Below are 23,014 nucleotides of genomic sequence, written 5' to 3'. Positions count from 1 at the left end.
GGCGGATGCCGTGCACGCAGCATGCTCGGTCGGGGCCGCGGTGGCTAGGGGCGCGGGGCCGGGAGCGCGGCGGACGGCTGTTCGCACGCCGTCGTCACTTCCCCGTCCCACCCGCCGAGGTCCGCACCGCCTCGTGCGCCTCGCGGATCATCGCGGCGGCGCGCGGGAAGTCGCGGACCTCGGCGCTGAGGACGTCGAGTGCGTGCAGCAGCGACTCCACCGGTACGTGGCGTGCGGCGAGGACGGCGGCGGTCCAGCGCCCGAAGGCGGCGAACAGGCCGGAGTCGTCGACGTAGAGGGCGGCGGCGAGGAAGGCGACGATCTGGGCGACGTCGTCGGCGGTGTGCTGGTACTGGGCTTCGGTGTAGTCGAGGAGGGCGGGGAAGCGGGAGCGCAGTCCGTTGAGGGTCGCCCGGACGAGTTGGGGTGCCGAGCGGCTGATCAGCGTGTACTCCTGGTCGAGGAGGTGCTTCAGCGGCTCGTGGGTGAACGGGGGGCCGGTGGGCCGCCGCGGCGGGCCCTCGGTGAGCCGTGCGGCGGCGGTGCGGGCGTCCCCGGCCCAGAGGTCGGCGCCGAGCAGCTCGGCGTGGCGTCCGCCGGGCCCGAAGGCGGCGCCGCCCGCGAGGACCGGCACTCCGGCGGCCCGGCAGGCGGATATCGCGGCGTGGGCGGTGGGCAGCCGGGTCGCGAGGGAGCCGGACAGGGCCACCGCGTCGGCGCCGGTGTGGTGCAGATGGGCGATGAGGTGCGCGGTGGGGACCTGCGCGCCCAGGAAGTCGACGCGCCAGCCGCGCAGGGTGAGGACTTCGGCGAGGAGCCGGGCGGGCAGGGCGTGCCACTCGCCGTCCACGCAGGCGACGGTGATGCGTGCGTGCGCGGGTGTGCCGGAAGGAGTTCGGGCGCCGGAGGGTGCGTGGGTGTCGGAGGCTGTTCTGGTGCCGGGCAGGGCATCGTGGGGGTGTGCGGCCGGTGGTCCGCCGAGCCGGGGCGTGGCGGATGTCTCGCCGGGGCGGTACGGGGCGGGGGCCTCGTCGGGCGGTCGGGAGAGTGCCGCGACAACGCGTTCGTTGATGGCGGTCGCGGCGTGCTCCTGGGCGACGGTCAGCTTGTTGACGGCCCATTCCTCGCCCACGCGCCGCTGCACGGCGCCGATCACGTCCAGGAGCACGCTTTCGGCGTCGAGGCCGCCCCGGAGTGCGGCGCGGGCGGTGTCGGTGGCGGTGGACTCGTCGCCTGCCATGACCGCGTGCCAGAGTGCGGTGACCCAGGGGGCTGCCTGGTCTTCGGGGGTGGTGGCCGTGGGTGTCATCGGGGACCTCCAGCGGGGGTGGCGGACCGCCGGGTCGGGGCGGGGCCGGGCGGGTTCTCGGGTCGGGGCCAGGACCCGGGAGTGGGATCCGGGAGTGGGCCGGGGCGGGGCCCGGCGGGGGCACGTCAGTCGCGGGGCGCCTTCCATGTGACGCGGACGGTCTTCCCGCCGTCGTACACGTACACGTCGAGCGTCGTCGTGAGCGTGGCGGCGAGCAGCATGCCCATGCCGCCGGTGCCGTCGTGGGTGTCGGGGAGGCGCGGCACGGGCGGCTGCTCGCTGGCGTCGTCGATGTCCGCGATCAGGCCGTCGCGGTGCCCGTGCAGCCGCAGCCGCCACCAACCCGTGGCATGCCTGAAGGAGTTGGTGCACAGCTCCGACACGACGAGCGCCACATCGCCGGCGTCGACGCCGGGGCAGCGTACGGCGGCGAAGGCGCGGGCGGCCCGGCGGGCCCCGCCGATGCCGCAGTCCTCGGCGTCGACCGCGAGGAGCGCGGGACGGTCTCCGGCCGTGGGGCACCATGCCCCCTGAACCGTCGCCCGGTCGCACAGCGGGCACGGCGTCGTGACGCCGCGGGCCGCGTCGCGCGCGGTCACGTCCGGGGAGTGGGTCATGGCGCGCACGCCTCCTCCAGGGAGTCGCACACGTGGAAGTACCCGAGAGTGCCTGTCACCCGCAGCAGTTCGCGCAGTTGCACGGGAATCGGGCCGAGGATCCGCAGGTCGCGTCTGCGGTGGGTGCGGATGAGGATGTTGAGCAGCGTGGAGTCCGCGAATTCGAGCCGGGTCAGGTCCAGGACCAGACGGAGCGTCAAAGGTGTTGCCTCCAGGGCCAGTTCGATGTCCGGCTCGTACTCGACGTCCATCTCGCCGACCACCGCCACCACCCGCACCCCACGTCTCTTGTCGGCGTGAACTTCGACCGAGCACTGAGTCGCCGCATCATCATGCGTCCACTGCATGCCGACAGTCTCGACCCGTCGGACGCGGTCCCACCCCAACCATCCCCCCATGGGGGACCCGTCGAATTCATGTCTGGCGGTGGGGCCTCTTCCGCTTGGCGCGCCGCAACGTTTCAGCACGTCGGGGCGGTCTCATCATGTCGTCACGTCGGCCCGCCGGGCCCGGAACTCCCCCACATGGCCCGCGCCGACGGCGAGCAGCACGGCGCACAGCGCGAGGGACAGCGTCACCCAGTTCATCCACACGTAGTCGGCGTCGCTGGAGTAGGCGGTGCCGTCGTCGCGGACACAGTCGAAGCCCAGGGGCAGGTACGAGGACCGGGCGTGGGAGAAGCTTCGGACCGTCTCCTCGTCGAAGCCGTCATGGCAGACCGGAGTCGGCACCGAGTTCGCGCCGTCGCCGACCGCCACGTCGGCCGTCAGCACGGCGAAGAACCCCAGGGAGTAGACGGACGCGGCCGCACAGGCGGCCATCCCCGCCGCACGGCGCAACAGGTGCACCGGCCAGGGCTCGGGCCGCCCGGGAAGCGCCATCGCGACGACGCCCGCGGCAGCGATCAGCGCGCCGATGGCACAGACCGCGGGCACACCGAAACCCACCAGCACGCGCCTCACCTCCTCTCCTCGGCATGGGCTCACCTCACCAGCCCCGCACCCGGCAGGCTGTGGCGGAAGCCACTCCTCCTGTCACAGCGGTGCCACAGGGCGCACGGCCCCCAGGAGTTCACCCTGACTCACAGGGCAGGGGCCGCGGTGAGGTGGGTACGACGACGCGGTACGGCGATGACCACCAGGCCGATGTCGTCGTGCCGGCGCCCGCCGAGCCAGTCGGCGACGAGCATCTGCACCCGCTCGGCGATCGCCTCCGGCGGATGCCCGGCGCACTCAGCGAGCGCCGCCCGCAGCCGTTCCTCTCCGAACTGGTCGGTCCCGAGCGGGCCGCCCTTGGCCTCGGTGACGCCGTCGGAGTACAGCAGGCAGGCTTCCCCAGGGCGCAGCGTCGTCTCGTACGACTGCGTGAACACCTCGGGCAGGGCGCCGATGAGGGTGCCGTGGGTCGGGGCGGCAAGGACGGTCCCGTCGCGCCGCACGATGAGCGGTGGCGGATGCCCGGCGCTGGTCAGGCGGAGGGCGACGGCGCTGCCGCGACGGCGGACCGAGGCGAGCACGAGGGTCGCGAAGCGGCTGTGGTCGGCGCCGAGCAGGGCGGCGTTCAGCGCGCGCAGCAGCCGCTGGTGGTCCGGTTCGAGCAGGTGCAGGGCCCGCAGGGTGGTGCGGATCCTGCCGGTCAGGGCGGCGGCCTCCAGGCCTTTGCCGCATACGTCGCCGAGGACCACGTGGGTCTCGCCGCCCGCCTCGGACGCGGTGCTGATGTCGACGAAGTCGCCGCCGACGCCGAGTTCACCGTCCGCGGGGCGGTGTCCGACCGCGAACTCCACGCCGTCGACGCGGCGCGGCCCGGGCCGGAGCGTGTCCTGGGTGAGCAGTGCGGCGACGGCCGTCTGCTCGGTGTGCAGCGTCGCGGCGGACAGGGCGGCCGCGGCACGCACCGCGAAGAGGCGGGCGAGGGCCTCGTCGTCCTCGGTGAAGGGCTCCGCCCCCGCCCGGCGCATCAGGACCAGCGCACCGAGAGGAGTGCCGCGCCCCGGCAGCGGCGTGACCATGAGCGCGCCCGGGATCTCGGAACCGCCGGGCGCGGTGGCGGAGTCGGGACCGTCGTAGGGGTGGGAGCCCGCGGGCGGGAGCGGATTGCCCGGGGAGGCCGAACCGTCCGCGGAACTCGGACCATCCGCGGAACTCGGACCATCCGGGGAGTCCGGACCAGCTTCGGAACTCGGCCCACCCGCAATACCCAGGTCACCGGCGGAGCCCGGCCCACCCGCAGAACCCGACCCAGCCCCCGAACCCCACCCCTCAAACGCCTCGGGCAGCATCCACGACGGCAGAGCCGCCGGGTCCAGCCAGCGTGCGGGAACGGGCGGAAACCCCTGCAACGCCTCCGCGAGCCCCGGCACCTCGGCCGGGTCACCCGGGAGCCGCCCGTGCGTGGCCTGCCCGTCGCGCCGGGCGGCGGCCATCGGCGGGCGCGCGCCCCGGCCCGCGCCGACGACCACGGCCGCGTCGGCGAGGTGCCGCGCGGCGAGCAGAGCCGTACTCCCCCTGCACTCCTGGGGGTTGAGGCGGGCGAACAGTTCGTCGGAGACATCGGCGAGGAAGCGGGCGCGCTCCCGCCCGGCGTGCGGCTCGGGGTCGTCACGCAGCCACCACAGCACGCCCTCGGTGTCGTCCGCCGCGGTCGCCTCGGCCCGCACGGTACGCCCGGCCACCGCCCCGGCGGCCTCACGGTCGCGGCGCGCGTGTGCGTCGGCGAGCCAGGACGGGGCGTGCCGCGCCAGGGAGGTGCCGGCTCCGACGCCGGGGAGCAGGGCGGTCGCCGCGGTGTTGACCCACCGGACGCGTCCGTCGGCCCCGGCGAGGAGCAGGGGCCACGGCGCGGACTGCAGGGCGGCGGTCACCGCCCGCGCGGCGGACCGCTCCGTCGGGGCCCTGGTGTCTCGCCTCACGTACCGGAACGCCGTGCCTCGTGGGCACGAATTCCCCTCACCCTCTCGTCACCCCTTGGATCATTGAACGACCGCGCGCCTGTGGGTCGCCGAACGGCCCGGCACGGTCCCGGAGCGGCCGCGGCACGGCCGCACGCTCCCGCACCATGGAGGGCCGACGATCCTCCAGATGAGCGCTTCGCACAATCCTTGCGCGTGGGCTCCGGCGTACTCACCGCGCCCCGCGGTGACGGAATGATCACTTCGGGCGACAGCCCGAAAACTCCTTCGAGTTTTGACATTCCGCAGCCCGAAAGGTTGCACGCGACACGCGTGGTGATCAACACAATGATGGAGATGCCGTGAAGACCGTATTGTCATCCCGTTCACAACTCTCTCGCCGGGCACCGCTTCTGACCCGGCATCATCCCGTGGGGGGATCCATGCGACACCGCACTCGCGTCGCCATGCTCGGCTCGGCCCTGGCCGTGGCAGCGGCGGGCTTCGCCGCGCCCGGCGCCGTGGCCGCGCCGGCCGGCGAAGTCACCATCGACAAGGTCGTCGTGAACGGCGGCAAGCCGGTCGTCCTCGGCACCACCGCCGGCAAGACCTTCACCGTCTCGGTGACCGCGTCGGACGACTCGGGCATCGAGTCCGCCGACGTCACGCTGTTCGGCCCCGGCAACGGCGTTGCCCTGCCGCAGGGCAACCCGAAGTGCGTGGCGGACAGCACGACGACGTCGACCTGCACGGCGAAGTTCACGCTCGACCCGGACACGGACTTCTTCAACAACGGCCCGGCCGGCACGTGGTACGTCGACACCCTGGTGACGGCGAACGACATCGACAGCATCCTGGCGGAGAAGGCCGGTTCCTTCAAGGTCCAGCGCCAGGCCAAGCTCACGGCGAACGCCTCGCCCGAGCCGATCAAGAAGGGCAAGACCCTCACCGTCTCCGGCGCGCTGACCCGTGCGAACTGGGAGACCAGCAAGTACGCGGGCTACAGCGGCCAGTCCGCGAAGCTGGAGTTCAAGAAGAAGGGCGCCACGACCTACACCGCGGTGAAGACCGTGAAGACCGACAACAAGGGCAACCTGAAGACCACGGTCAAGGCCTCCGTCGACGGCTCCTACCGCTGGACCTTCGCCGGCAACACGACGACGTCGTCGGTGAGCGCCACCGGCGACGCCGTCGACGTGATCTGATCACTCTGATCACTCGGCTGTAGCACACTCGGCGATCGCCGGGTGCGCGTGGATCCACGCGCACCCGGCGATCGCGTTCCCGGCACAAAGCACCGGCGCCCCAGGCCAGTTCCTCAGCGCGCGAGCCGGGCCAGCTCCGTCCCCGCGAGCAGGAAGGCCCCCACGCCGAAGTCCGCGGTGCTCTCGTACGTCACGGGCCGGCTGGACTCCGGCCGGTCGCCGACCTTCTGGACGAAGCCGAGGAAGCCGTCCGGGTGCACGGCGGTGGCGACCATCCCGTTCCACGCCCGCGCGGCCACCGGCAGATGTGTCGCCGCGTCGACCAGCCGGGCCGCCACCGCGTACGCCGTGCCGTGGACGAAGAAGGCCGTGCCGCTGGTCTCCGGCCCGGGCAGATGGGCGGGGTCGGCGAGCGTGCCGGACCTCGGCAGGGAGAGTGGGAACGGGCTCCCCGCTGCCCTCGCGTCCGGACTGCGGGTCGAACTGGCGGCATGGATGCCCCCGAACAGCGGCCATGTGAGTGCCGAGCCCGGTGCGCTCGGGTGATGTGAGGACGACGTTCGCTTGCCCCGTACCGGTGCAGTGGAACGGCTGCGCCATGTTCTCGACGCAACGACTGCGCCTTCGCGCCACCGTCTGGCCGGCCTTGGCCTGTGCCACCGCCCTGTCCCTTGTCCCGGCCGAGGCCGGTGCCGTGCCCCGGTCGGCGGCCCCTGGACCGCCCGCGAAAGAGAAGGACGTGCTGCGGGAACGCACCGTCGACCTCGATGCCGCCGACTACCAGTGGCTGTGCGGTTCCGGCGGCTTCAGCCAGGCCGACGAGCACACGCTCGAGTTCTTTCCCGACGTCCGCGTCACCGTCGTCCAGGACGGCCGCGAAGCCGACGGGAACACCGTCACGTGGACCGGCCACGTGAAGGGGGCACCGGAGGACCTGGCGGTGATCTCCGCGAGTCATGTGTGCCCGCCCGCCAAAGGGGACGTACCGCCCGCCGTCGACGCGCTGATCGACCTGGAGACGCGCGCCTACCACCTCACCACCCTGCCCGGAAAGCAGCCGCGGGTCCGGATCACGGAGGAGGATCCGGGCGCGCGCCGCCGCCCCAAGCCCGACAACGCCGTCCTCGGCAAGGACGCCGCGCGGAAGCTGCACGACTCCCTCAAGAACCGTGCGCCCGCCGACCCCGCCAACCCCGTCGTCATCGATGTCCTCGCCGGGTACACCCCGCCCGCCGTACGCCGCCTCGGCAGCGAGCAGGCCATGCTGGCCCGGCTCCGGCTCGCCGAGTCCTACATGAACCAGGCCCTGGCAGACAGCAACATCGCGGCCAGCATCGACATCGTCGGCAGCTACAACACCCAGTACTGGGGCGACCAGACGGCCGCTGCCATGCTCAACAGACTCTCCGACCCCCGGGACCCCCTCCTCGGCGCGACGGCGCACCGCTACCGCGAGCAACTGGGCGTCGATCTCGTCACCGTCGTCAACGACGTCCCCAACGGCTCCTCCGGACAGGCCAGCCTGCCCACGCAGGGCCGAATGGACAGCGAGCTGGCCTACTCCGCCGTCGACGTCCAGTCCCTCGTCGACTGGTACAACCTCGGGCACGAACTGGGCCACAACCTCGCGCTGTTCCACGACCGGACCACGCTCGACAAACAGCTCCCCGGCGGGTACCAGCACCTGCTCAACGCCCCCTACGGCACCGGCTGGATCACTCCGCGCCGCGACTACCACACCTTGATGGCGTACGCCGAGAACTGCGGCCGCCCGTGCAGTCCGGTCAACCAGTACTCCAACACCGAGAACACCGTCGACGGCCAGCCCCTCGGCGACGCGGACAACAACAACGCCGCTCTGGCCCGGCTGACCGCCCCCATCGTCGCCGACTACCGGACCCTGAAGGTGAATCGCCCCCGGTACCGGCTCACCCTCGGATCCAGCCCGAACGGCACGATCCGCCCCGCCGTCCACGGCCCCTACGCTCCCGGCACCACCGTCGCCGTCACCGCCAGGCCCGCGCCCGGCTACCAGGTCAGCGCCTGGATCGTCGATGGCAGGCGCCACAACATCACCGACGAGCACGTGACGATGACCATGGACCGTCCCTACACCCTCAGCGCCGTCTTCACACGGAACTGAACTCACCGTCACGTCGCCACCGTCAGGGCTGCGCGGGCGTCCGAGCCAGAGGGCTCGATGGACGTGCGCGCAGCCACCGACGCGAACGAGCCCCAAGGCGCACTCCGTTCACACCCTTGACGCGGACACGGCTATCGGTATGGTCTAGTCCAACGAAGCGGAATCCCGTTGTCCGGCGGGCACTTGGCTGCCCACACCCACCGTCCGGCCCACGGCGGCCCGCGCTCCGGCACGCGGACCGAACCCCACATCCGCACTTCACACCGCCGCTCTTCGGCGTCCCCCCATGGAGTGAGCCATGCGATCTCGCATACTCGGACTACTGACCGCCACCGCGTCCGCCGCCGCGCTGCTGACGTTCGCGTCTCCGGCGTCGGCCGACAAGACGGACAAGGCCGACACGTCTTCGTCCGGCAAGGCGGCCGCGGCGTTCATCGTCAGCGAGTCCCAGTTCAACCAGATGTTCCCGAGCCGGAATCCCTTCTACACGTACAACGGCCTCACGGCGGCCCTCAGCGCCTACCCGGGCTTCACGAACACCGGCAGCGACACCGTCCGCAAGCAGGAGGCCGCCGCCTTCCTCGCCAACGTCAGCCACGAGACCGGCGGCCTGGTCCACATCGTGGAGCAGAACCAGGCGAACTACCCGCACTACTGCGACAAGACCCAGCCCTACGGCTGCCCGGCGGGCAACGACAAGTACTACGGCCGCGGCCCCATCCAGCTCAGCTGGAACTTCAACTACAAGGCCGCGGGCGACGCACTCGGCATCGACCTGCTGAACAACCCCGACCTGGTGCAGAACGACGCGGCCGTCGCCTGGAAGACGGGCCTTTGGTACTGGAACACCCAGAACGGCCCCGGCACCATGACCCCGCACAACGCCATGGTCAACGGCGCCGGATTCGGCGAGACCATCCGCGCCATCAACGGCAGCCTGGAGTGCGACGGCGGCAACCCGGGCCAGGTGCAGAGCCGCATCGACAAGTACAAGGCCTTCACGCAGGTCCTCGGTGTCGACCCCGGCGGCAATCTGAGCTGCTGAGCGCCCCCGAACGCCGAAGCGTCGGCGGCCACTGACGGCCGCCGACGCTTCACGGCTTCGGGCGGCACGTCCGCGCCGCCGGAACCACTCGGGTTCAGGCCCCGGCGGGTCCGTAGCTGCGCTTCCCGCGCCGGTAGGCGATCTCCCCCAGCACGATGTCCACGGCCAGGAACGCCACCAGCGGGATCCCCAGGAGCGGCACGAAGTAGCCGAGCACCGCGACCCCTGCCATCAGCGGCACCAGGACGTACGCCGGAACGTGCTGCCAGGCCCCGCGCGGCAGCGGACGCCCGAAGGCACTGCCCCGGCCGCGCTGCCACCACATCCGATAGCCCCACACGATCAGCAGGACGAGACCGACGGCGACGGCGCCGAGGAGCACCTGGTTGGCGAGGCCGAACAGGGTGCCGCTGTGCGCGTCGATCCCCCACCGCGTGAGCTTGGCGAGCACCGGATAGTCGTCGAACCTGAGTACGTCGACGACCTTCCCTGACGTCGGATCGACGGCGGCCGAGTCCTGCTTCCCGGGGATTCCGCGCTGGATCTCCTTGACGACGTACGCGGACGAGGCGTCGGCCGGCGGCACGACCTCCACCGGACCGGAGATCCCCCGGTCACGGGCCGCCGCGAGCGCGGCGTCGATGCCGACGTCCTTCCCGTCGCCCGCCGTGCCCGACGCGCCCGCACCACCGGAGGCGCCCCCGCCGTGCTCGGCGTGCTCTCCCCCGGCCGGGCCGCCGGACTCCCCCGCGCCCGCCAGGCTCGTCGACACCGTCGGCGTCGTCTGCCCGACGGCCTCGCGCAGGTCGGCGATGCTCTCACCCGCGTACGCCGACCACGTGAGCCCCGTCGCCGACAGGAAGATCAGCCCGGCGGCCGTCCACACGCCCACCGTTCCGTGCAGGGTCAGCGTGCGGCGGCGGCCCGTCGCGCCCCGCACCTTGCGGCGGGCCCGGCGTCGCCCGAACCACAGCACCAGGCCGCCACCGGCGAGCACCCACAGCCAGCTCGCGGCGATCTCGCTGTAGAGACGGCCCGGCTCGCCCAGGTGCAGATCGCGGTGGAGCTCGGCGACCCAGGTGCGCAGCGGCAGCGCGCCGCTGGAACCGTACTGCTCGAGGGCGCCGCGCACCTCGCCGGTGTAGGGGTTCACGAACACGGCGAGGGTGCGCTCGGGGTCCACGCCCGGGACGCCCGACAGCAGGACCCGGGTGGTCTCCCCGTCCCCGGGCGCCGGTCGGACCGCGCTGACCTCGCCCTGGGGATGGGCCTCGCGGGCCGCGGCGACCTGGCGCGCCACGGGCAGCTTTCGATCGCCGACGGGGACGGTCAGCTCATCGGCGTACACGATCTTCTCGGCCGTGTACGAACCGGCGTACAACAGCCCCGTCACCGCGGCGACCAACAGGAACGGGGCGATGAGCACACCGGCGTAGAAGTGCAGGCGCAACACGAGCGGCCGGAGCGGGGCCAGGGCGGAGCGCCGTGGGGAGGGGTCCGGTGGGGGAGCCGGTGGCCCGTCGACGGAGGCGGGGGCGGGGGGTGCGGCGGGCATGACGTGCTCTCCTGGGTGCCGGACGGTGGTGCGGGCCCGGTCGGGTGGTGACCTGGCCGGTCCAAGGGTCGAGCGGGCGGGAGAGGGAGTTCCCGGAAGGCTCTGTAACGTGCGTCACGCCTGAGGGCGTCATCGGGCGCTCGGCCACGGCGCCCCCGTTCGGGCGGCGCGGCGGGCCGGGCGACGATGTGACCTCGCGATCTTCATTTGAGATGGGGTGGCCGAGAAGCGCATTCATCACCAAGCGATGCGTGAACAGGGGTAGTTGGCAGGGTGAAATCCGCGCGACGATGGCACCTATGACCGCGGCACAACGCGCCATGACCGAGCTGGAGTCGTGGCCGAACCTCGTAAGTGGCTCTGCCCGGTGCGCTGTCGGACGCTCCTTCGGGATCGTGGGGGCGCCGGGAGCGACGGGCTACGACATCGTCCACTTCCACTCCGACGGGGCGGCCGACGTGTGCCTGACCCGCGCGGCCGTCGACCGGCTGCGCCCGCAGCTGGCCCACAGCTCCGCGATCCGGGTGCGCCCCGGGGCGTCGTGGATCACCGTGCTCCTCGACTGCGACATCGACGTCGCGCTCCTGCTGACGTTCGTCAGCGTCGGGCTCAAGGCGCACGACGACGACCTCGCCGCGGCGGACCGCGCGGGACGGGGCGGCGCGTTCGCCCACTCCCCCGCCCCGCCGTGCGACTGGGAACCGCTCGCGTTCCGGCAGCCGGCGGCCAAGGTCCCCGCCCCGGCCGGACCGCCCGACGTCGAACGTCGCGGCATCCTCGCGACATGGAGGGCGGTGGGCCGGCTCATCCCGCACGGCCACTGAGGCCCGCGCGGGCAGTCGACGACGGCACGGGACCCGCCGGGTCGTCGGGCCGCCCACGCCGCGCCGCGTCCGGCCGTCCACCGCGCCCGGCGGTCCACTCCGCCCGGGCGCTCACTCATGCCCGGGCCCCCGGCGATCCGGGCACCCCGGCCTGTCCGAGCACGCCCCGCCCCGACCCGACCCGCGCCGGACAGCACTCCCCCGCGCCCCCGCAACGCGCCGTTTGAGGCACCCTCCCGCTCCGGCGGCCCGTCACGCTCCGCGCGTCCACGGACGGAGCATCGACTTCACGCCATCCGCGCCGAACGCCGCAGCCCAAGGATGCCCAAGCCGTTCACGCCGCAGTGGACCAGAACGCCGACCGACACGTTCGTATGATCGTCGGTGACTTCGTGGCCGGGGCCGATGTTGAGCACCGTGAGACGGTCGGGACGGCTGTTCTCCCGGGCGCCGACGCCTCCCCGCCGGGTGGTGCGCGGCTCCGGCAGGGCGAGGGATCAAGGAGCACGCAGTGAAGAGCAGTTGGACGCGCAAGGCCGCCCGCGGGGTACTGGTGGCAGCGATGTGTGCCGTGCCGTTCGCCCTGTCGACGGGCGCGGCACACGCCGACGAGACCCACCACAGCGGCTCCCACAACGGCCCCGTCATCGGGCTGATCAACACCGGCCAGATCGACGACCCGATGGAGGACGTGCTCGAGCACACCCTGAACTTCGGCGACGGCTACCGCTGGGACTGACCGGCACCCGCACCCGTCCGCGCCGCGCCCGACACCCCCGGGACGGCGCGGCGCGGACGGTGCCGCCTCACCTCCAGCCGTACGCGTACGCCGCGACCCATGTGACCTCCAGCTGCGCGCTGCTGCCCGGCGCCGCCGTCGGCCCCTCCAAGGCGCTCTCGTTCTGCAGCACCCAGGACAGCGGGCGGTCCGGTACGTCACGGGTGTCGTGGCCCACCTGGCGGCCGTCGACGAAGAAGCGGACGTGGCCGGGCGTCCACTCCGTCGACACGGTGTGCCACTCGGTCCAGTCGTCGGCGCCCTGGAACGAGCCCTGTTCGCCGCCGCCGCACGGATGGTGGAAGGCGCTGAGGGAGCCCGTCCACTCGCCCTCGGGGTGGTCCATCTCGCAGCCACCGCCGTAGTGCAGCCACGCCGACTTGTAGCCGGGCGCCAGATCGGTGACCTTGATGCGCGCGCTGTACTTGCCGTACTTCATCTGCATCACGGCCCGCGGTACGACGGCCGCCGCGTGCACGGGCCCGCCGTCGTCGGGCCGCCACATCCGGATGCGCATGCGCCCGTCGCCGTTCTGCGCAGGGCCCACGCTCACCGTGTCCTCGGGGTGGTAGACGCCGACGACGGAACGGTCCCGGTCGTTGGCGGTGTCGCGCCACCCCGTCGGGTACGCCCACCAGTTGTCGCGGTACGAGCCGCGAAGCCCGCCGCAGTACGCGGCGGAGGTGTCGACGTGGTGGTCGCAGTCCCTGAACGACCCGAGCGGCACCCGGTCGCCGTCGAAGTCCTCCGCGAGGACCTGCCAGAACGGGCCGCAGTCGCCGCGTGGCAGTCCGGTGCCCGTGGTGCGGCAGAGGTCGGCCGAGCGCGGCGCGCCGTCCGCGCGCGGGATGCCGAGCAGGGCCGCGAGGAGCGTGGCGCCGACGGCGGCGAACAGTGTGGGTCTGCGGGTGCGCGGCGCTGCGTGTGTGCCCATCGCGGTGCCTTTCCTCCCGTCCGGCCCCTGGCGCGGTGCGTCGCCCTGGGGGCCACGCATCCTTGCCGTGCGGAGAGGAAATGGCCAGAGCGCGGTGGGGGTCGGCGGATGCACACGCCGGGAGGCGCGGCTCTGCTCCGGCGGCCCGCGCGGCGCGTGTCCACACGGCCGAGGTGTGCGGACGGCCCCCCGGAGGCCCGCCCGGGGCCCGGCCTATCCTGGCGGAGTGATCGATCTTCCGCTCTCCGCCCTAGAGGTGTCCATCGTCGAATCCGGCACCACCCCCGCCGACGCACTGGCCAACTGCCGGCGCAGCGCGCAGGAGTTGAGCCGCCTCGGCTACCACCGGCTGTGGTTCGCCGAGCACCACCAGTCACCCGCGATCGGCGCCTTCCCGCCGGCGCTCCTCGCCGCCCACACCGCCGCCACCACGCCCGGCCTCCGGCTCGGCTCCGGCGGCGTCCTCGCCCCGAACCATGCTCCCATCACCATCGCCGAGCAGTTCGCGACGCTCGCCACCCTGCACCCCGACCGCATCGACCTCGGCATCGGGCGCGGACCCGGCACCTTCCACGAGCCCACGGCCCGGGCGCTGCGCCGCGGCGCCGACCCCACCACCGACGACGAGTACCGCCGCGACGTGGCGGCGACCCTGGACCACCTGCTCGACGTCGGCATCGGTGAACTGCCCGAGCCCTGGCTGCTCGCGTCCAGCGACGCGGGCGCCGAACTCGCCGCCTCGCTGGGCCTGCCGATCGCGTTCGCGCACCACATCCGGCCCGACAACACCCTCGCGGCCCTGAAGCGCTACCGGGACGCCTTCCGGCCCTCGCGCTGGAGCGCCGCCCCGCGCGTCCTGGTGTGCGTCGAGACGGTGTGCGCGGACACCGAGGAGCGGGCCGCCGAGCTGGCGAGGCCCATGGACGTCATCAAGGCGGGGCTTCTCAAGGGCCAGGGCGAGCAGCCGTTCCCCACTCCCGCCGCCGCGGCCGCCCACCGGTTCACCGCCGAGGAGGAGCAGGCGCTCGCGGCGTTCACCGGCCAGCAGGCCCGCGGCACGCGCGAGGCGGTCGAGGCCGCGCTGACCCGTGTGGTCGAGGCCACGGGCGCCGACGAGCTGATGACCGTCACGCCCGTCCACAGCACCCCCGACCGCCACCGTTCCTTCGCCCTCGTACGCGACATCGTGCGCCGCGCGTGACCGCACGGACGCGGCGGCCCGGATCACCCGGGCCGCCGCGTCACGCTCGTACGTCTCAGAAGCGACCCTCGGCACAGAGCCCGGAGCCGTGGGGCAGGTCATGACCCCCGGGCGGTCCGCTTCGCCGCGTGATCACCGGGGGTGCGTCAGACCGCGCGCCACAGCGACGGCGCCGACGGGGGCTCCCAGCCGCGCTGGGCCGTGTGGCCCTGGAGGCAGACGTAGGCGCGGCTGTCGTGGGTGACGCGGTCGCCGACCTTGTAGCCGGTGCCGACGGCCCAGGTGCCGCCCGGCGGTTGGGTCGGGGGGTCGGTCGGTGAGGGTGTCTGGGGCACCCGCAGGACGAAGTCGAAGTCGGCCTCCTTGGTGTTGCCGACGTCCCGGACGTTCATGAGCAGCCGGGCGTCGAAGATCGGGTCGGTGTTGTTGCGCGGCTCGTTGGGGAAGTAGAGCTGGGTGGTGAGGACCGGGCGGCCGGGGGCCTGCAGTTTCACGTGCAGGTGGCGGGTGCGGCCGGGGTAGAGGCCGGGGAAGATCGTGGTGAGCGTGAACGCGCCGCGGGCGTCGGTGAACTGGTGTCCGCGCATCCGGAAGCCCACGTTGTCGTAGGCGCCGCGGGCGTCGGCCTGCCAGAAGTCGAGGAGCACCTGCGGGATCGGCAGGCAGGCCAGACCGAACACGTAGCCGGTGACGGTGAGTCGGGTGCCCTGGGTGCCGGGTTCGATGAGCGAGGTGCGCCGGGGCGAGTTGGGTTTGAAGTACGGGCCCTCCGTCTGGGGTGGTGTCGGGTCGTCGCCGTCGTCGCAGGACGGGGTGACCTCGGGGGCCTTGCCGCTGCCCGCGCTGGTGCGGGCGAGCGCGGGCACGCCCATCATCGCCACCGGCGCCGCGACACCCGCGGCCAGGGCGGCGCGGAGCACCGTCTTGCGACTCGGGCCGGGGCGCGGGGCGCGCGGGGCCGGGTCCGCGGGCTCGGGGGTCGGGGGGCCGGAGGGCTGTTCGCTGAGGTCGTGCCCGTTGGTGGGCGTGTCGCCGTCCATCGCTCCTCCTGGGTGGGGGGTGGGGATCGGCTAAGAAGCTATGCGGCGGGCCCGGGCGGGGCGATGGACGCAATGCGGTGGTCGTGGTGAATATCGCCACCGCCACGGCGGAAGTCGCCGGGAGTGGCGCCGGTCTCGCGGCGGAAGAAGCGGCAGAAGTACGCGGGGTCGGCGAAGCCCACCCGGTCCGCGACCTGACGGACCGTCAAATCGGTGCAGGCGAGCAGGCGCTTCGCCTCGTGCACCCGGGCCTGGCGGAGCAGCTCGCCGGGGGTGCGCCCCATGGCGGCCTTCACCGCCTCGTTGAGGTGGCTCACCGAGACCCCGAGGTGTCCGGCGCAGTCGCGCACGGACCAGGGCAGCGCGCGGGGCGTGCTCACCAGGGCGACGAACTGGGCGGCCGCGGGGGCGGGGCGGGCGGCCTCGGGAGCCGGGACGCCGTGCGGGTGCGGCCGGCCGGGGGCGGGGAGGCGCCCGGCGCGCACCACGAGGATGTGGAGGAGTGCGCGCAGGACACCGCCGAAGCCCTCGGCGCCGGTGCGGTACTCGTGGTCCATCTCGGCGACGAGGCGCGCGGCCCACTCCGCGTCCCGCTCGGGCAGTTCGAGCCAGGGGCGGCGGCCGAGGCGGCGCAGCAGGGCGCGGTCGGCGGGGTGCTCAAGGAGGAAGTCGTCGGTGAACACGACGACGCAGCCCTCCAGCCCCCGGACGCCGTCCCAGTAGTGCACCTGCCCGGGCGCGATGAAGCACAGGTGGGGCGGGCGCAGGGTGAAGCGGGTCAGGTCGACGACGTGGCTGCCGGTGCCGCCGGTGACGAGCACGATCTCGTGGAAGGTGTGCCGGTGCGGGAAGGAGGCCCGGGACATCGGGCCGATGGTGTCGAAGGTGCCGATGGCGAAGGGCAGCGTGTTGGGCATCGGCACCTCGAGGCGGTGGATCGGCAGGCCGCCCGCTCCGGGATGGCTGCCGTTTCCGTGACTCGTACCGGGCAAGACCGTCGACCCGCGCATGCGTACGCTCCCCTCACCGACACCGCCCGCGCGCGCCGCTCGCCGTGGCGGCGCGCGACCCGGACGGACTTGTCAGGTCCATACCATTCGATGGTCCACGATGGCATGGGCGGGAGCGCGCACCCACCTGTTCTCAGGCCAAGTTGGGCGCCCGCGCCGGGCCCGGGAGGCGGGCGGCTCGTCCTGTCGACAGGAAAGCGTTAAGACCGGGCTGAACGGTGTTGCGTTGTCCGCACACGGGCGGAGCCGCCGCCCGGGCGGGGCGGCGGCTCCTGGTCCTGCGCGAGGGTGAGGCATCGGGACAGGGACCGGTCGGCTCGGATCTCTCCCGCGCTTCTCGTTCGTTCGTCTGTCGTCCTCTCCCCCGCTCCCCGCTCACCTGGCGTGAGCGGTCACGCTGTTCACACCTCCACTTCGATGCACACGAGCCGCTTGTCCTTGCGGGCCGTGAGCGCCGCCTCCCACATGGGCTTGACGAACGGCGGGATCAGCGACGCGTCGATCCGCTCCGGGGACGCGAAGCGGTACTGCCCCGCGCCGTCCTCCCGCAGCGTGATGGCACGCCGTTGCTCGGCGGTGACCTCTCCGGCGTCGAAGATGTAGTACACGCGGGGCATCAAGCCGTCGGAGTCGACCCAGGCGACCACGAGCAGGTCCCCCATCTCGACGTCCAGACCCAGCTCCGCACGGACTTCCCGGGCGCAGGCGGCGCTCGGGCTCTCCCCCGCCTCGACATGACCACCGGGAAGGTTCCAGTAGGCCGTGTACATCGGGTTCACCATCAGTACATCGCCATGCTCATCGGCGATGATGGCCCCTGCCGAAGCGGCTAGGGACGTAGCAGTAGCATCCATGGCATCTTCCTGAATTAGCCCCGTCATGGCGTGAGCACGGCTCATCAGGATCAGATGGTTCGGCGAGCAGGGGCCCCACCCCCGCCCAGTGGAAGCGAGGACGGGCGTCGCTCGCTCCCGGCAGCGGCGGGCTCCCCCGGGCAGGGGTTCCCTTCGTCCCGTTCGGGACCGTGACCGCTGTCTTTCCTCGGGCCGCACCACCAAGGAGCTCGGGGTGCCGATTGGTGTCGTCACCGGTTGATCGCTCCTCCCCGCCCCACCGCGGCCCCGGTACGGGCCACGACGGTCCTGGCATCACCTGACGAAACGCTCGTTCCATTCGCAGGGGCCGACCAATCCCCGAGAACGACGGCGCAGTTGGGCGGGCACCCAGCGTACGGCGACGCGGCACGAAGGCCGATCGGGGCATGAGCAGGACCGATGACTCGTCGTCGGGCTTCCCCCGCCCCCACGCGGGAAGCCCGAAATCAGGTCATGCGGACGAATGGAACATCCGGGCAGGCTTCGTTCCCCGTCAGAGCCGGCCTGCCCCCGGCCCTGGCGTGAGACAGATCCTGATGCACTATCACAGGCGGTGTCAACGATTGAGAACGACGCATGTCATGGGCGTGCGCCTCGAATGAACCCGCGAAGGCGCCGCCTCACTGTTCTCCCTGCACCACAACGCGCGTAGCGAACCCGCGCCACGGACGCCCTCCGCCGCCCTCCGGACCCCCGCCCGCCTTACGCCCCCGAATCACCTTGCTTACGCCCCTGAATCACCTTGACCAGTTCGTCCAGGGCCGGGAGCAGGTCCCGCAGCGTGTCGATCTGGGCGCCGTCGGCCGTGCTGCGCAAGGCCACCGAGCGCGCGCCGAGTTCCTGGAGGACCGCGCGCGTGGCGAGTTTCGGCAGGTCCTCGTTGACCATCCGGCGCAGATACGCGATCAGCGCGGCGCCCTCGGTGCGGGAGCAGAAGCCCTCCGGCGCCCGGAAGAAGAGCTCAAGGCGGGCCGCGTGGTCGTGGTTCGCGCCGCGTTCGCCGTTGAGCAGGTTCGACACGTGCTGCGCCGAGATGCCCGTCGCCCGCGAGATCTCCCTGAGGCCGTACGGCTCCTTGCCCGCGGGGGTCTCCTTGAGCCGGGTCCGCTGCAGGAAGCGCAGGCGCTGCTGGAACAGGGCCTTGCGGAAGCCCTCGCGCGCGTTCTTCTCCCGGGGCTCCTCCTCGGGGAGTTCACCCGCGAGCAGGGCCCGCACCCGCTCGGGCTCGATGCCGGTCGCGCGGGAGATGAGCACGACATCCAGCAGGCGGCCGCGTGAGGTGCCAAGACGCAGGGCGTAGGCGTCCACGTCGGCGAGGAGACGGGCGATCTCGTGTCCGGGCGCCGGTTGGTGGTCGGCTGCGTTCACCTGAAGGTCTCCATGGGGCCACGGAACTCGTTGGGGCGCCCTGAGAGTATCCGCCTCAACCCTCCCCGGCCAGCGCCGTCTTCAATTGTTGACACAGGTTCCGGCCGTACAGTGTTCGGCTTCCGGGCCCAACCACCGCCCGACCAGCACCGCGGTCCAAACTCCGGACCGCAGCAGTCCGTTGACTGACACGCGGTACCGCCGAACCGTTACGTCACCGGCCTGGTACTGTCCCTGCGCAGGTCAGCGGGCACACGCCCGTCACGTAGGGAGCGGGGAGCGTGAACGGCCTATGAGAGGCGCCAGCACACGGGCACAGGTCCCGTGTCTCGCGGAACCGGAACGAAGAGCGGCGACGGCACGACGGGCTCGACCCGCCCCAAGAGCCGTGCCACCACCGGGCGCCGGGCGCGCCCGGACCGGCACCGGACCGAGCCGGGAGAGCTGACCCGTGCCGACCGTCGGCGCCCCTGCCGTGTGGCGCCACAACGGCCGGGCGCGTGTCGCCGACGCCTCGCACCGCATCCGCTCCGCCGTGCGCAAGCGCCGTGCCTGGGCGAGGGCGCGGCGGCGGGCCATCCGCATCATCCACGACGACCTCGGACTGCGGCCCGGCCAGGGGCTGCAGACGCTCCTCGACACCGTCGCCCACGAGCGCGGCCGGACCATCACCGTCCAGAAGCTGCCCCTGCCCCCGCACATCAGCGGGTTCTGCGTCCAGGGCGAAGCCGAGGACACCATCGTCATCACCGCCAACACCAGCGAACGCCAAGGGCTGCACGTCCTGTTGCACGAGCTCTACCACCTGCTCGGCTCCAACCCCGCGGACTCCGATCCGTACGCCGTCACGGCCTGCGACCTCCTGGAGCCGCACCTCGTCGCCGAGCAGCTGCCCTCGCTCCCCGCCGACGTGGTGCGGGAGGTGCTGACCCGGCCCGTGCGACTGCGCACCGGCTACGAGGAGGACGAGGAGTGGTCGGCGGAGGTGTTCGCCACCGTCGGCATGCTGTTGCTGTCCCTCGATGACGACGGCGGTCACACCGCGCCCCTCGCGTCCTTCGCCAACCGGCGCTCCGACCTGTGATGTGGCACGCGACCCTGACGGCGGTCGGCCTCACCGCCGCCGCCGTCGCCCTGTTCCTGGCCACCGGCAAGGCGCTCGCCGCCCGGCGCGAACCCGCGGTCCTGCTCAAGGTCTCCGCGTCGTCCCTGTTCCTCGCGAGCGTCATCTTCCTGCTGGCCACGCCCGCCGTGTACCGCGCCGTCGACACCGCGTTCGGCGCACCCCATCTGTCCGCCCTGCTCACGAACGTCGTGGGGCTGCTGTGCGTCGGCCACGCCCATCTGATGTCGGTGCTGTGGCATCCCGGGCGGCGCACGGGCGGCGCCCCGCACCGCACGCTCCTCGCCTGGGCCCCGTTCTACGCGGCCACGGTCGTCGCCATGACGGCCCTCTACGCCCGGGCCGACCCGGGCGGCGAGGCGCGTCCCCTTCTCTTCGCCCCGGACTACGTGCACAGCCCGGACGTCGTGGCGTTCCACCTCGTGTACCTCGCCATGGTGACCGCCGTCGTCCTGACGACCGTGCGGCGCTGCCGCGCGCTGCTGGCCTCTCCGAGCCCCCGGCTCACTCCCGAACTGCGGCGATGCGTCCGTGAGTTCGCGCTGGCCGTCGCCCTCGACCTGCTCCATGTCCTGTGCGTCCTCACCGCGATGGCCGGTGCGGCGGGCGGCCTGCCCCTGGAGGGCTTCGCCGAGGCCGCGTGGCTGACCACCGCCGTCAGCGGCCTCGTCGCCAACTACAGCCTGGTCCGTCTGTCGGTCGTCGCGCGCAGGCGGGAGCGGCGCGACTACCAGGCCCTGCGCCCGCTGTGGCAGACGGTCGTGCGCGCCGACCCTCAGCTCGTCCTCGCCCCCGGCCTCCTCTGGGGCGGCTGGGACACCCGGATCGCCCTGTCCCGCAGGCTCGTCGAGATCCGTGACGGCGCCCGCAGCCTGAGCCCCTGGATGAGCAGCGCGCCCGCCCGGGCCGTCGACCAGCTCGCGCGGCGCGGCTTTGTCGGCTTCGACGTCGTGGCGGCACAGGCGGCGGCGACCCTGCTGTACGCCGCCGATGCGCGCGGCCGGGGGCTGCCGCCCGCCGACACCGACATGCTCCTTGCGGCGCTGCCCGGGGAGGACGTGCCCGCCGCCGCGGAACGCGACCATCTGGTGCTGGTCGCGCGCCACCTCGGCCATCCGGTGGTGCTGGAGGCGCTGGTGCACGCGCGACGGATGGCGGCTTCGGAGGTACGGGGGTAGGGCGGGGCGCAGGGCCGGAGGGGCGGGAGTCCGGGTGCGGCGGGCCCGGCCCCTGTATGCGGCTGCGGCGGGTCGGCTCAGGTCCTGACGACCGCACCGTCCAGGAGCGGGCCGAGTTCCTGTGCCACGGTCGTCAGCGCGCGTACGTCCCCTTCGGCGCGGGCGATCAGGAGGGCGCCCTCCACCGCGCTGATCATGACCGTGGCGAGCGCTTCGGCGCGGGCGGGCGGCACTCCCATGTCGGCGAGCGCCACGGCCACCGGGCGGGTCCAGGTGGCGAACGCCGCCGCGGCGGCCTGCCGCGTGGACTCGCTCGTACCGGCGCGGTCCACGACGGCCGCGACGACCGGGCAGCCGGACGTCTCGCCCGCCGCCGCGAGCTCGTCCGTCCACTGGCGCACCATCGCGGCGAACAGCCCGCTCGGCGTCGGCTCGGGCAGCCCCGCCACGAACCGTGCGACACGGCTCGCCGCGTACCGGCCCGCCCACTCCACGGCCTCGTTGACCAGTTGCTCCTTGCCCCCGGGGAAGTAGTGCTGGAGCGAGCCGCGCGGCGCCCGCGCGTGCTCGACCACGTCCCGCATGCCGGTGGCGCCGACGCCTCCCCGGCGCAGCAACTGGGCCGCGCTGAACACCATGCGCTCACGCGGCCCCCGCCCGGACACCTCACCTGCGGTCACGCCCTCGCCTCCACCTCACGCGTCACGTCGTACGCGAACCTCTCACGTCGTACGCGGACCCGGCACCTCGCACACGGACCGGGCACCTCGTCGACGGTGATCCACTCCCCGCACGAACTCTCCTGTGCCGCACCGTACTTCCCCCGCTACTATGACGGCTGTCATAGACGGCCTGGCCGATGACCTCGGCCGCACGGCCTCGACGTTCGGGGACGGGAGTTCGGGATGGACGTGGGGTTTCTTGGTCTGGGTGTCATGGGGCAACCCATGGCGCTCCGGCTCGCGCGGTCCGGGGCGGAGTTGATCGTCTGGAACCGCACCGCCGCCCGGTGCGCGCCGCTGCGCGACGCCGGGGCGCGGGTGGCGGTGGACGTGGACGAGGTGTTCGAGAAGGCTCCCGTCGTCATCCTCATGCTGGCCGGCGGCGCCGCGATCGACGCGACGCTCGGCCGTGACACCCCGGCGTTCGGCGCCCGGGTCGCGGGGCACACGGTCGTGCACATGGGGACGACCTCGCCGGAGTACTCGCGCGCGCTCGGCGCCGAGGTGCGGGCGGCGGGCGGGAGGTATGTGGAGGCGCCGGTGTCGGGGTCGCGGGAGCCCGCCGAGGCGGGGCTTCTGGTGGCGATGCTGGCGGGCGCGGAGCGGGACGTGGCCGAGGTGCGGCCGTTGGTCGCGCCCATGTGCCGGGAGACGTTCCTGTGCGGATCGGTGCCGGGCGCGCTCCTGATGAAGCTGGCGGTGAACCTGTTCCTGATCACCACGGTCACGGGTCTCTCGGAGTCGTTCCACTTCGCGGAGCGCCAGGGCCTGGACACGAAGCTGTTCCTCGACGTGCTCGACGCCGGACCGATGGCGAGCGGCGTCTCCCGGATGAAGGCGCCCAAGCTGCTCGCCCGGGACTTCGGCGTGCAGGCCGCGGCACTGGACGTACTGACGAACAACCGGCTGGTCGCGGAAGCGGCGCGGGCCTCCGGTGTGGCCTCGCCGCTGCTCGACGTCTGCCACTCGCTGTTCGCCGACACGGTGGCGCTGGGGCACGGGGGCGAGGACATGGTCGCGGTGCTGCGGGCGATCGAGGCCCGCACGGACGCCCTGGGCGCGGCCGGGTAGCTGGGGCATCGGGCCCGGTACCGGGTCGTCCGGACAGCGGACGGCGGACATGCGGACGGGGGGGGGGGGGGGGGGGAGGAGGGGGGGGGGGGGGGAGGGGGGGGGGGGGGGGAAGGGGGGGGGTGG

The 23,014-nt window shown here is 73.0% G+C and carries 23 protein-coding genes; 9 read left to right on the top strand and 14 right to left on the bottom strand.

What is annotated here, in order from left to right; translation table 11 throughout:
• Window positions 1-94: 94 nt before the first annotated feature.
• From ACZ6AA_RS29540 to ACZ6AA_RS29520, 5 genes are all read right to left on the bottom strand, one after another.
• The gene (locus ACZ6AA_RS29540; protein ID WP_468456692.1) at window positions 95-1,309 is read right to left on the bottom strand and encodes a cobalamin B12-binding domain-containing protein; all 1,215 of its coding nucleotides are present in this window, start codon (window positions 1,307-1,309) and stop codon (window positions 95-97) included.
• A 125-nt stretch (window positions 1,310-1,434) separates the two neighbouring features.
• On the bottom strand, window positions 1,435-1,926 hold the full coding sequence (locus ACZ6AA_RS29535) for an ATP-binding protein (RefSeq protein WP_468456690.1): 492 nt from the start codon (window positions 1,924-1,926) through the stop codon (window positions 1,435-1,437).
• Window positions 1,923-2,273: an STAS domain-containing protein gene (locus tag ACZ6AA_RS29530; protein ID WP_468456688.1), complete on the bottom strand. Its 351-nt coding sequence runs from the start codon at window positions 2,271-2,273 to the stop codon at window positions 1,923-1,925. Before ACZ6AA_RS29530 ends, ACZ6AA_RS29535 begins: the two co-directional genes overlap by 4 nt.
• A gap of 135 nt (window positions 2,274-2,408) precedes the next feature.
• A complete protein-coding gene (locus ACZ6AA_RS29525; protein WP_468456686.1) occupies window positions 2,409-2,888 on the bottom strand; it encodes a hypothetical protein in 480 nt (159 codons plus the stop codon).
• Between the two features lie 119 nt (window positions 2,889-3,007).
• Entirely contained in the window at window positions 3,008-4,837 is a 1,830-nt protein-coding gene (locus ACZ6AA_RS29520; RefSeq protein WP_471460850.1) for a PP2C family protein-serine/threonine phosphatase, read from the bottom strand.
• 422 nt (window positions 4,838-5,259) lie between these two features.
• Between ACZ6AA_RS29520 and ACZ6AA_RS29515 the strand changes: the two genes are divergently transcribed.
• Window positions 5,260-6,021 carry a calcium-binding protein gene (locus ACZ6AA_RS29515; RefSeq protein WP_468456682.1) on the top strand — a complete coding sequence of 254 codons (762 nt, stop codon included), beginning with the start codon at window positions 5,260-5,262 and terminating at the stop codon, window positions 6,019-6,021.
• Between the two features lie 113 nt (window positions 6,022-6,134).
• Here the strand turns inward: ACZ6AA_RS29515 and ACZ6AA_RS29510 are convergent, their stop codons facing one another.
• Window positions 6,135-6,416 carry a glycoside hydrolase family 88 protein gene (locus ACZ6AA_RS29510; RefSeq protein ID WP_471461396.1) on the bottom strand — a complete coding sequence of 94 codons (282 nt, stop codon included), beginning with the start codon at window positions 6,414-6,416 and terminating at the stop codon, window positions 6,135-6,137.
• Between the two features lie 344 nt (window positions 6,417-6,760).
• Here ACZ6AA_RS29510 and ACZ6AA_RS29505 point away from each other — a divergent pair, with 344 nt between their 5' ends.
• Both ACZ6AA_RS29505 and ACZ6AA_RS29500 read left to right on the top strand, forming a co-directional pair.
• On the top strand, window positions 6,761-8,164 hold the full coding sequence (locus tag ACZ6AA_RS29505) for an InlB B-repeat-containing protein (RefSeq protein ID WP_468456680.1): 1,404 nt from the start codon (window positions 6,761-6,763) through the stop codon (window positions 8,162-8,164).
• A gap of 298 nt (window positions 8,165-8,462) precedes the next feature.
• On the top strand, window positions 8,463-9,209 hold the full coding sequence (locus tag ACZ6AA_RS29500; RefSeq protein WP_468456678.1) for a chitinase: 747 nt from the start codon (window positions 8,463-8,465) through the stop codon (window positions 9,207-9,209).
• A 94-nt stretch (window positions 9,210-9,303) separates the two neighbouring features.
• Here ACZ6AA_RS29500 and ACZ6AA_RS29495 read toward each other — a convergent pair whose 3' ends face one another.
• Entirely contained in the window at window positions 9,304-10,764 is a 1,461-nt protein-coding gene (locus tag ACZ6AA_RS29495) for a PepSY-associated TM helix domain-containing protein (RefSeq protein ID WP_471460846.1), read from the bottom strand.
• 299 nt (window positions 10,765-11,063) lie between these two features.
• On the opposite strand from ACZ6AA_RS29495, the gene ACZ6AA_RS29490 reads away from it, so the two are divergent.
• On the top strand, window positions 11,064-11,588 hold the full coding sequence (locus ACZ6AA_RS29490) for a luciferase domain-containing protein (protein ID WP_468456674.1): 525 nt from the start codon (window positions 11,064-11,066) through the stop codon (window positions 11,586-11,588).
• A gap of 287 nt (window positions 11,589-11,875) precedes the next feature.
• Here the strand turns inward: ACZ6AA_RS29490 and ACZ6AA_RS29485 are convergent, their stop codons facing one another.
• The gene (locus ACZ6AA_RS29485; protein ID WP_468456672.1) at window positions 11,876-12,004 is read right to left on the bottom strand and encodes a hypothetical protein; all 129 of its coding nucleotides are present in this window, start codon (window positions 12,002-12,004) and stop codon (window positions 11,876-11,878) included.
• 95 nt (window positions 12,005-12,099) lie between these two features.
• Between ACZ6AA_RS29485 and ACZ6AA_RS29480 the strand changes: the two genes are divergently transcribed.
• Entirely contained in the window at window positions 12,100-12,327 is a 228-nt protein-coding gene (locus ACZ6AA_RS29480) for a hypothetical protein (RefSeq protein ID WP_471460842.1), read from the top strand.
• 67 nt (window positions 12,328-12,394) lie between these two features.
• Here ACZ6AA_RS29480 and ACZ6AA_RS29475 read toward each other — a convergent pair whose 3' ends face one another.
• Entirely contained in the window at window positions 12,395-13,300 is a 906-nt protein-coding gene (locus ACZ6AA_RS29475; RefSeq protein ID WP_468456670.1) for a glycoside hydrolase family 16 protein, read from the bottom strand.
• Window positions 13,301-13,526: 226 nt separating this feature from the next.
• Here ACZ6AA_RS29475 and ACZ6AA_RS29470 point away from each other — a divergent pair, with 226 nt between their 5' ends.
• Window positions 13,527-14,501 (top strand): MsnO8 family LLM class oxidoreductase, encoded by a 975-nt coding sequence (locus ACZ6AA_RS29470; RefSeq protein ID WP_468484179.1) that lies wholly within the window; start codon window positions 13,527-13,529, stop codon window positions 14,499-14,501.
• 146 nt (window positions 14,502-14,647) lie between these two features.
• Here ACZ6AA_RS29470 and ACZ6AA_RS29465 read toward each other — a convergent pair whose 3' ends face one another.
• From ACZ6AA_RS29465 to ACZ6AA_RS29450, 4 genes are all read right to left on the bottom strand, one after another.
• Complete coding sequence (locus ACZ6AA_RS29465) at window positions 14,648-15,541, bottom strand: dioxygenase family protein (RefSeq protein ID WP_468456666.1); 894 nt, start codon at window positions 15,539-15,541, stop codon at window positions 14,648-14,650.
• A gap of 38 nt (window positions 15,542-15,579) precedes the next feature.
• Window positions 15,580-16,551, bottom strand: coding sequence for a helix-turn-helix transcriptional regulator (locus ACZ6AA_RS29460; protein WP_468456664.1), 972 nt, complete (start codon window positions 16,549-16,551; stop codon window positions 15,580-15,582).
• A gap of 401 nt (window positions 16,552-16,952) precedes the next feature.
• A complete protein-coding gene (locus ACZ6AA_RS29455) occupies window positions 16,953-17,405 on the bottom strand; it encodes an NUDIX domain-containing protein (protein WP_380849991.1) in 453 nt (150 codons plus the stop codon).
• A gap of 723 nt (window positions 17,406-18,128) precedes the next feature.
• On the bottom strand, window positions 18,129-18,794 hold the full coding sequence (locus ACZ6AA_RS29450) for a hypothetical protein (RefSeq protein ID WP_468456662.1): 666 nt from the start codon (window positions 18,792-18,794) through the stop codon (window positions 18,129-18,131).
• A 451-nt stretch (window positions 18,795-19,245) separates the two neighbouring features.
• Between ACZ6AA_RS29450 and ACZ6AA_RS29445 the strand changes: the two genes are divergently transcribed.
• Entirely contained in the window at window positions 19,246-19,878 is a 633-nt protein-coding gene (locus ACZ6AA_RS29445; RefSeq protein ID WP_468456661.1) for a hypothetical protein, read from the top strand.
• Window positions 19,878-21,095 (top strand): MAB_1171c family putative transporter, encoded by a 1,218-nt coding sequence (locus ACZ6AA_RS29440; protein ID WP_468456659.1) that lies wholly within the window; start codon window positions 19,878-19,880, stop codon window positions 21,093-21,095. The genes ACZ6AA_RS29445 and ACZ6AA_RS29440 overlap by 1 nt, the downstream gene beginning before the upstream one ends.
• Before the next feature lie 77 nt (window positions 21,096-21,172).
• Here the strand turns inward: ACZ6AA_RS29440 and ACZ6AA_RS29435 are convergent, their stop codons facing one another.
• On the bottom strand, window positions 21,173-21,733 hold the full coding sequence (locus ACZ6AA_RS29435) for a TetR/AcrR family transcriptional regulator (protein WP_468484184.1): 561 nt from the start codon (window positions 21,731-21,733) through the stop codon (window positions 21,173-21,175).
• Window positions 21,734-22,000: 267 nt separating this feature from the next.
• Between ACZ6AA_RS29435 and ACZ6AA_RS29430 the strand changes: the two genes are divergently transcribed.
• Window positions 22,001-22,888, top strand: a complete 888-nt coding sequence (locus ACZ6AA_RS29430; protein WP_471460832.1) for an NAD(P)-dependent oxidoreductase — start codon at window positions 22,001-22,003, stop codon at window positions 22,886-22,888.
• The last annotated feature ends 126 nt before the right edge of the window (window positions 22,889-23,014 follow it).

It is taken from the genome of Streptomyces sp. NPDC040610 (assembly GCF_055594065.1).
The sequence above is the reverse complement of the archived record's forward strand: the minus strand, read 5'-3'. Positions and strand labels throughout refer to the sequence as shown.

Bases quoted from the DNA above. Each gene is read 5' to 3' on its own strand.
- ACZ6AA_RS29495 (WP_471460846.1), bottom strand. From the start codon at position 10,764: ATGCCCGCCGCACCCCCCGCCCCCGCCTCCGTCGACGGGCCACCGGCT.
- ACZ6AA_RS29430 (WP_471460832.1), top strand. From the start codon at position 22,001: ATGGACGTGGGGTTTCTTGGTCTGGGTGTCATGGGGCAACCCATGGCG.
- ACZ6AA_RS29455 (WP_380849991.1), bottom strand. From the start codon at position 17,405: ATGGATGCTACTGCTACGTCCCTAGCCGCTTCGGCAGGGGCCATCATC.
- ACZ6AA_RS29465 (WP_468456666.1), bottom strand. From the start codon at position 15,541: ATGGACGGCGACACGCCCACCAACGGGCACGACCTCAGCGAACAGCCC.
- ACZ6AA_RS29535 (WP_468456690.1), bottom strand. From the start codon at position 1,926: ATGACCCACTCCCCGGACGTGACCGCGCGCGACGCGGCCCGCGGCGTC.
- ACZ6AA_RS29440 (WP_468456659.1), top strand. From the start codon at position 19,878: ATGTGGCACGCGACCCTGACGGCGGTCGGCCTCACCGCCGCCGCCGTC.
- ACZ6AA_RS29460 (WP_468456664.1), bottom strand. From the start codon at position 16,551: ATGCGCGGGTCGACGGTCTTGCCCGGTACGAGTCACGGAAACGGCAGC.
- ACZ6AA_RS29540 (WP_468456692.1), bottom strand. From the start codon at position 1,309: ATGACACCCACGGCCACCACCCCCGAAGACCAGGCAGCCCCCTGGGTC.
- ACZ6AA_RS29475 (WP_468456670.1), bottom strand. From the start codon at position 13,300: ATGGGCACACACGCAGCGCCGCGCACCCGCAGACCCACACTGTTCGCC.
- ACZ6AA_RS29500 (WP_468456678.1), top strand. From the start codon at position 8,463: ATGCGATCTCGCATACTCGGACTACTGACCGCCACCGCGTCCGCCGCC.
- ACZ6AA_RS29435 (WP_468484184.1), bottom strand. From the start codon at position 21,733: ATGGTGTTCAGCGCGGCCCAGTTGCTGCGCCGGGGAGGCGTCGGCGCC.
- ACZ6AA_RS29490 (WP_468456674.1), top strand. From the start codon at position 11,064: ATGACCGCGGCACAACGCGCCATGACCGAGCTGGAGTCGTGGCCGAAC.
- ACZ6AA_RS29530 (WP_468456688.1), bottom strand. From the start codon at position 2,273: ATGCAGTGGACGCATGATGATGCGGCGACTCAGTGCTCGGTCGAAGTT.
- ACZ6AA_RS29515 (WP_468456682.1), top strand. From the start codon at position 5,260: ATGCGACACCGCACTCGCGTCGCCATGCTCGGCTCGGCCCTGGCCGTG.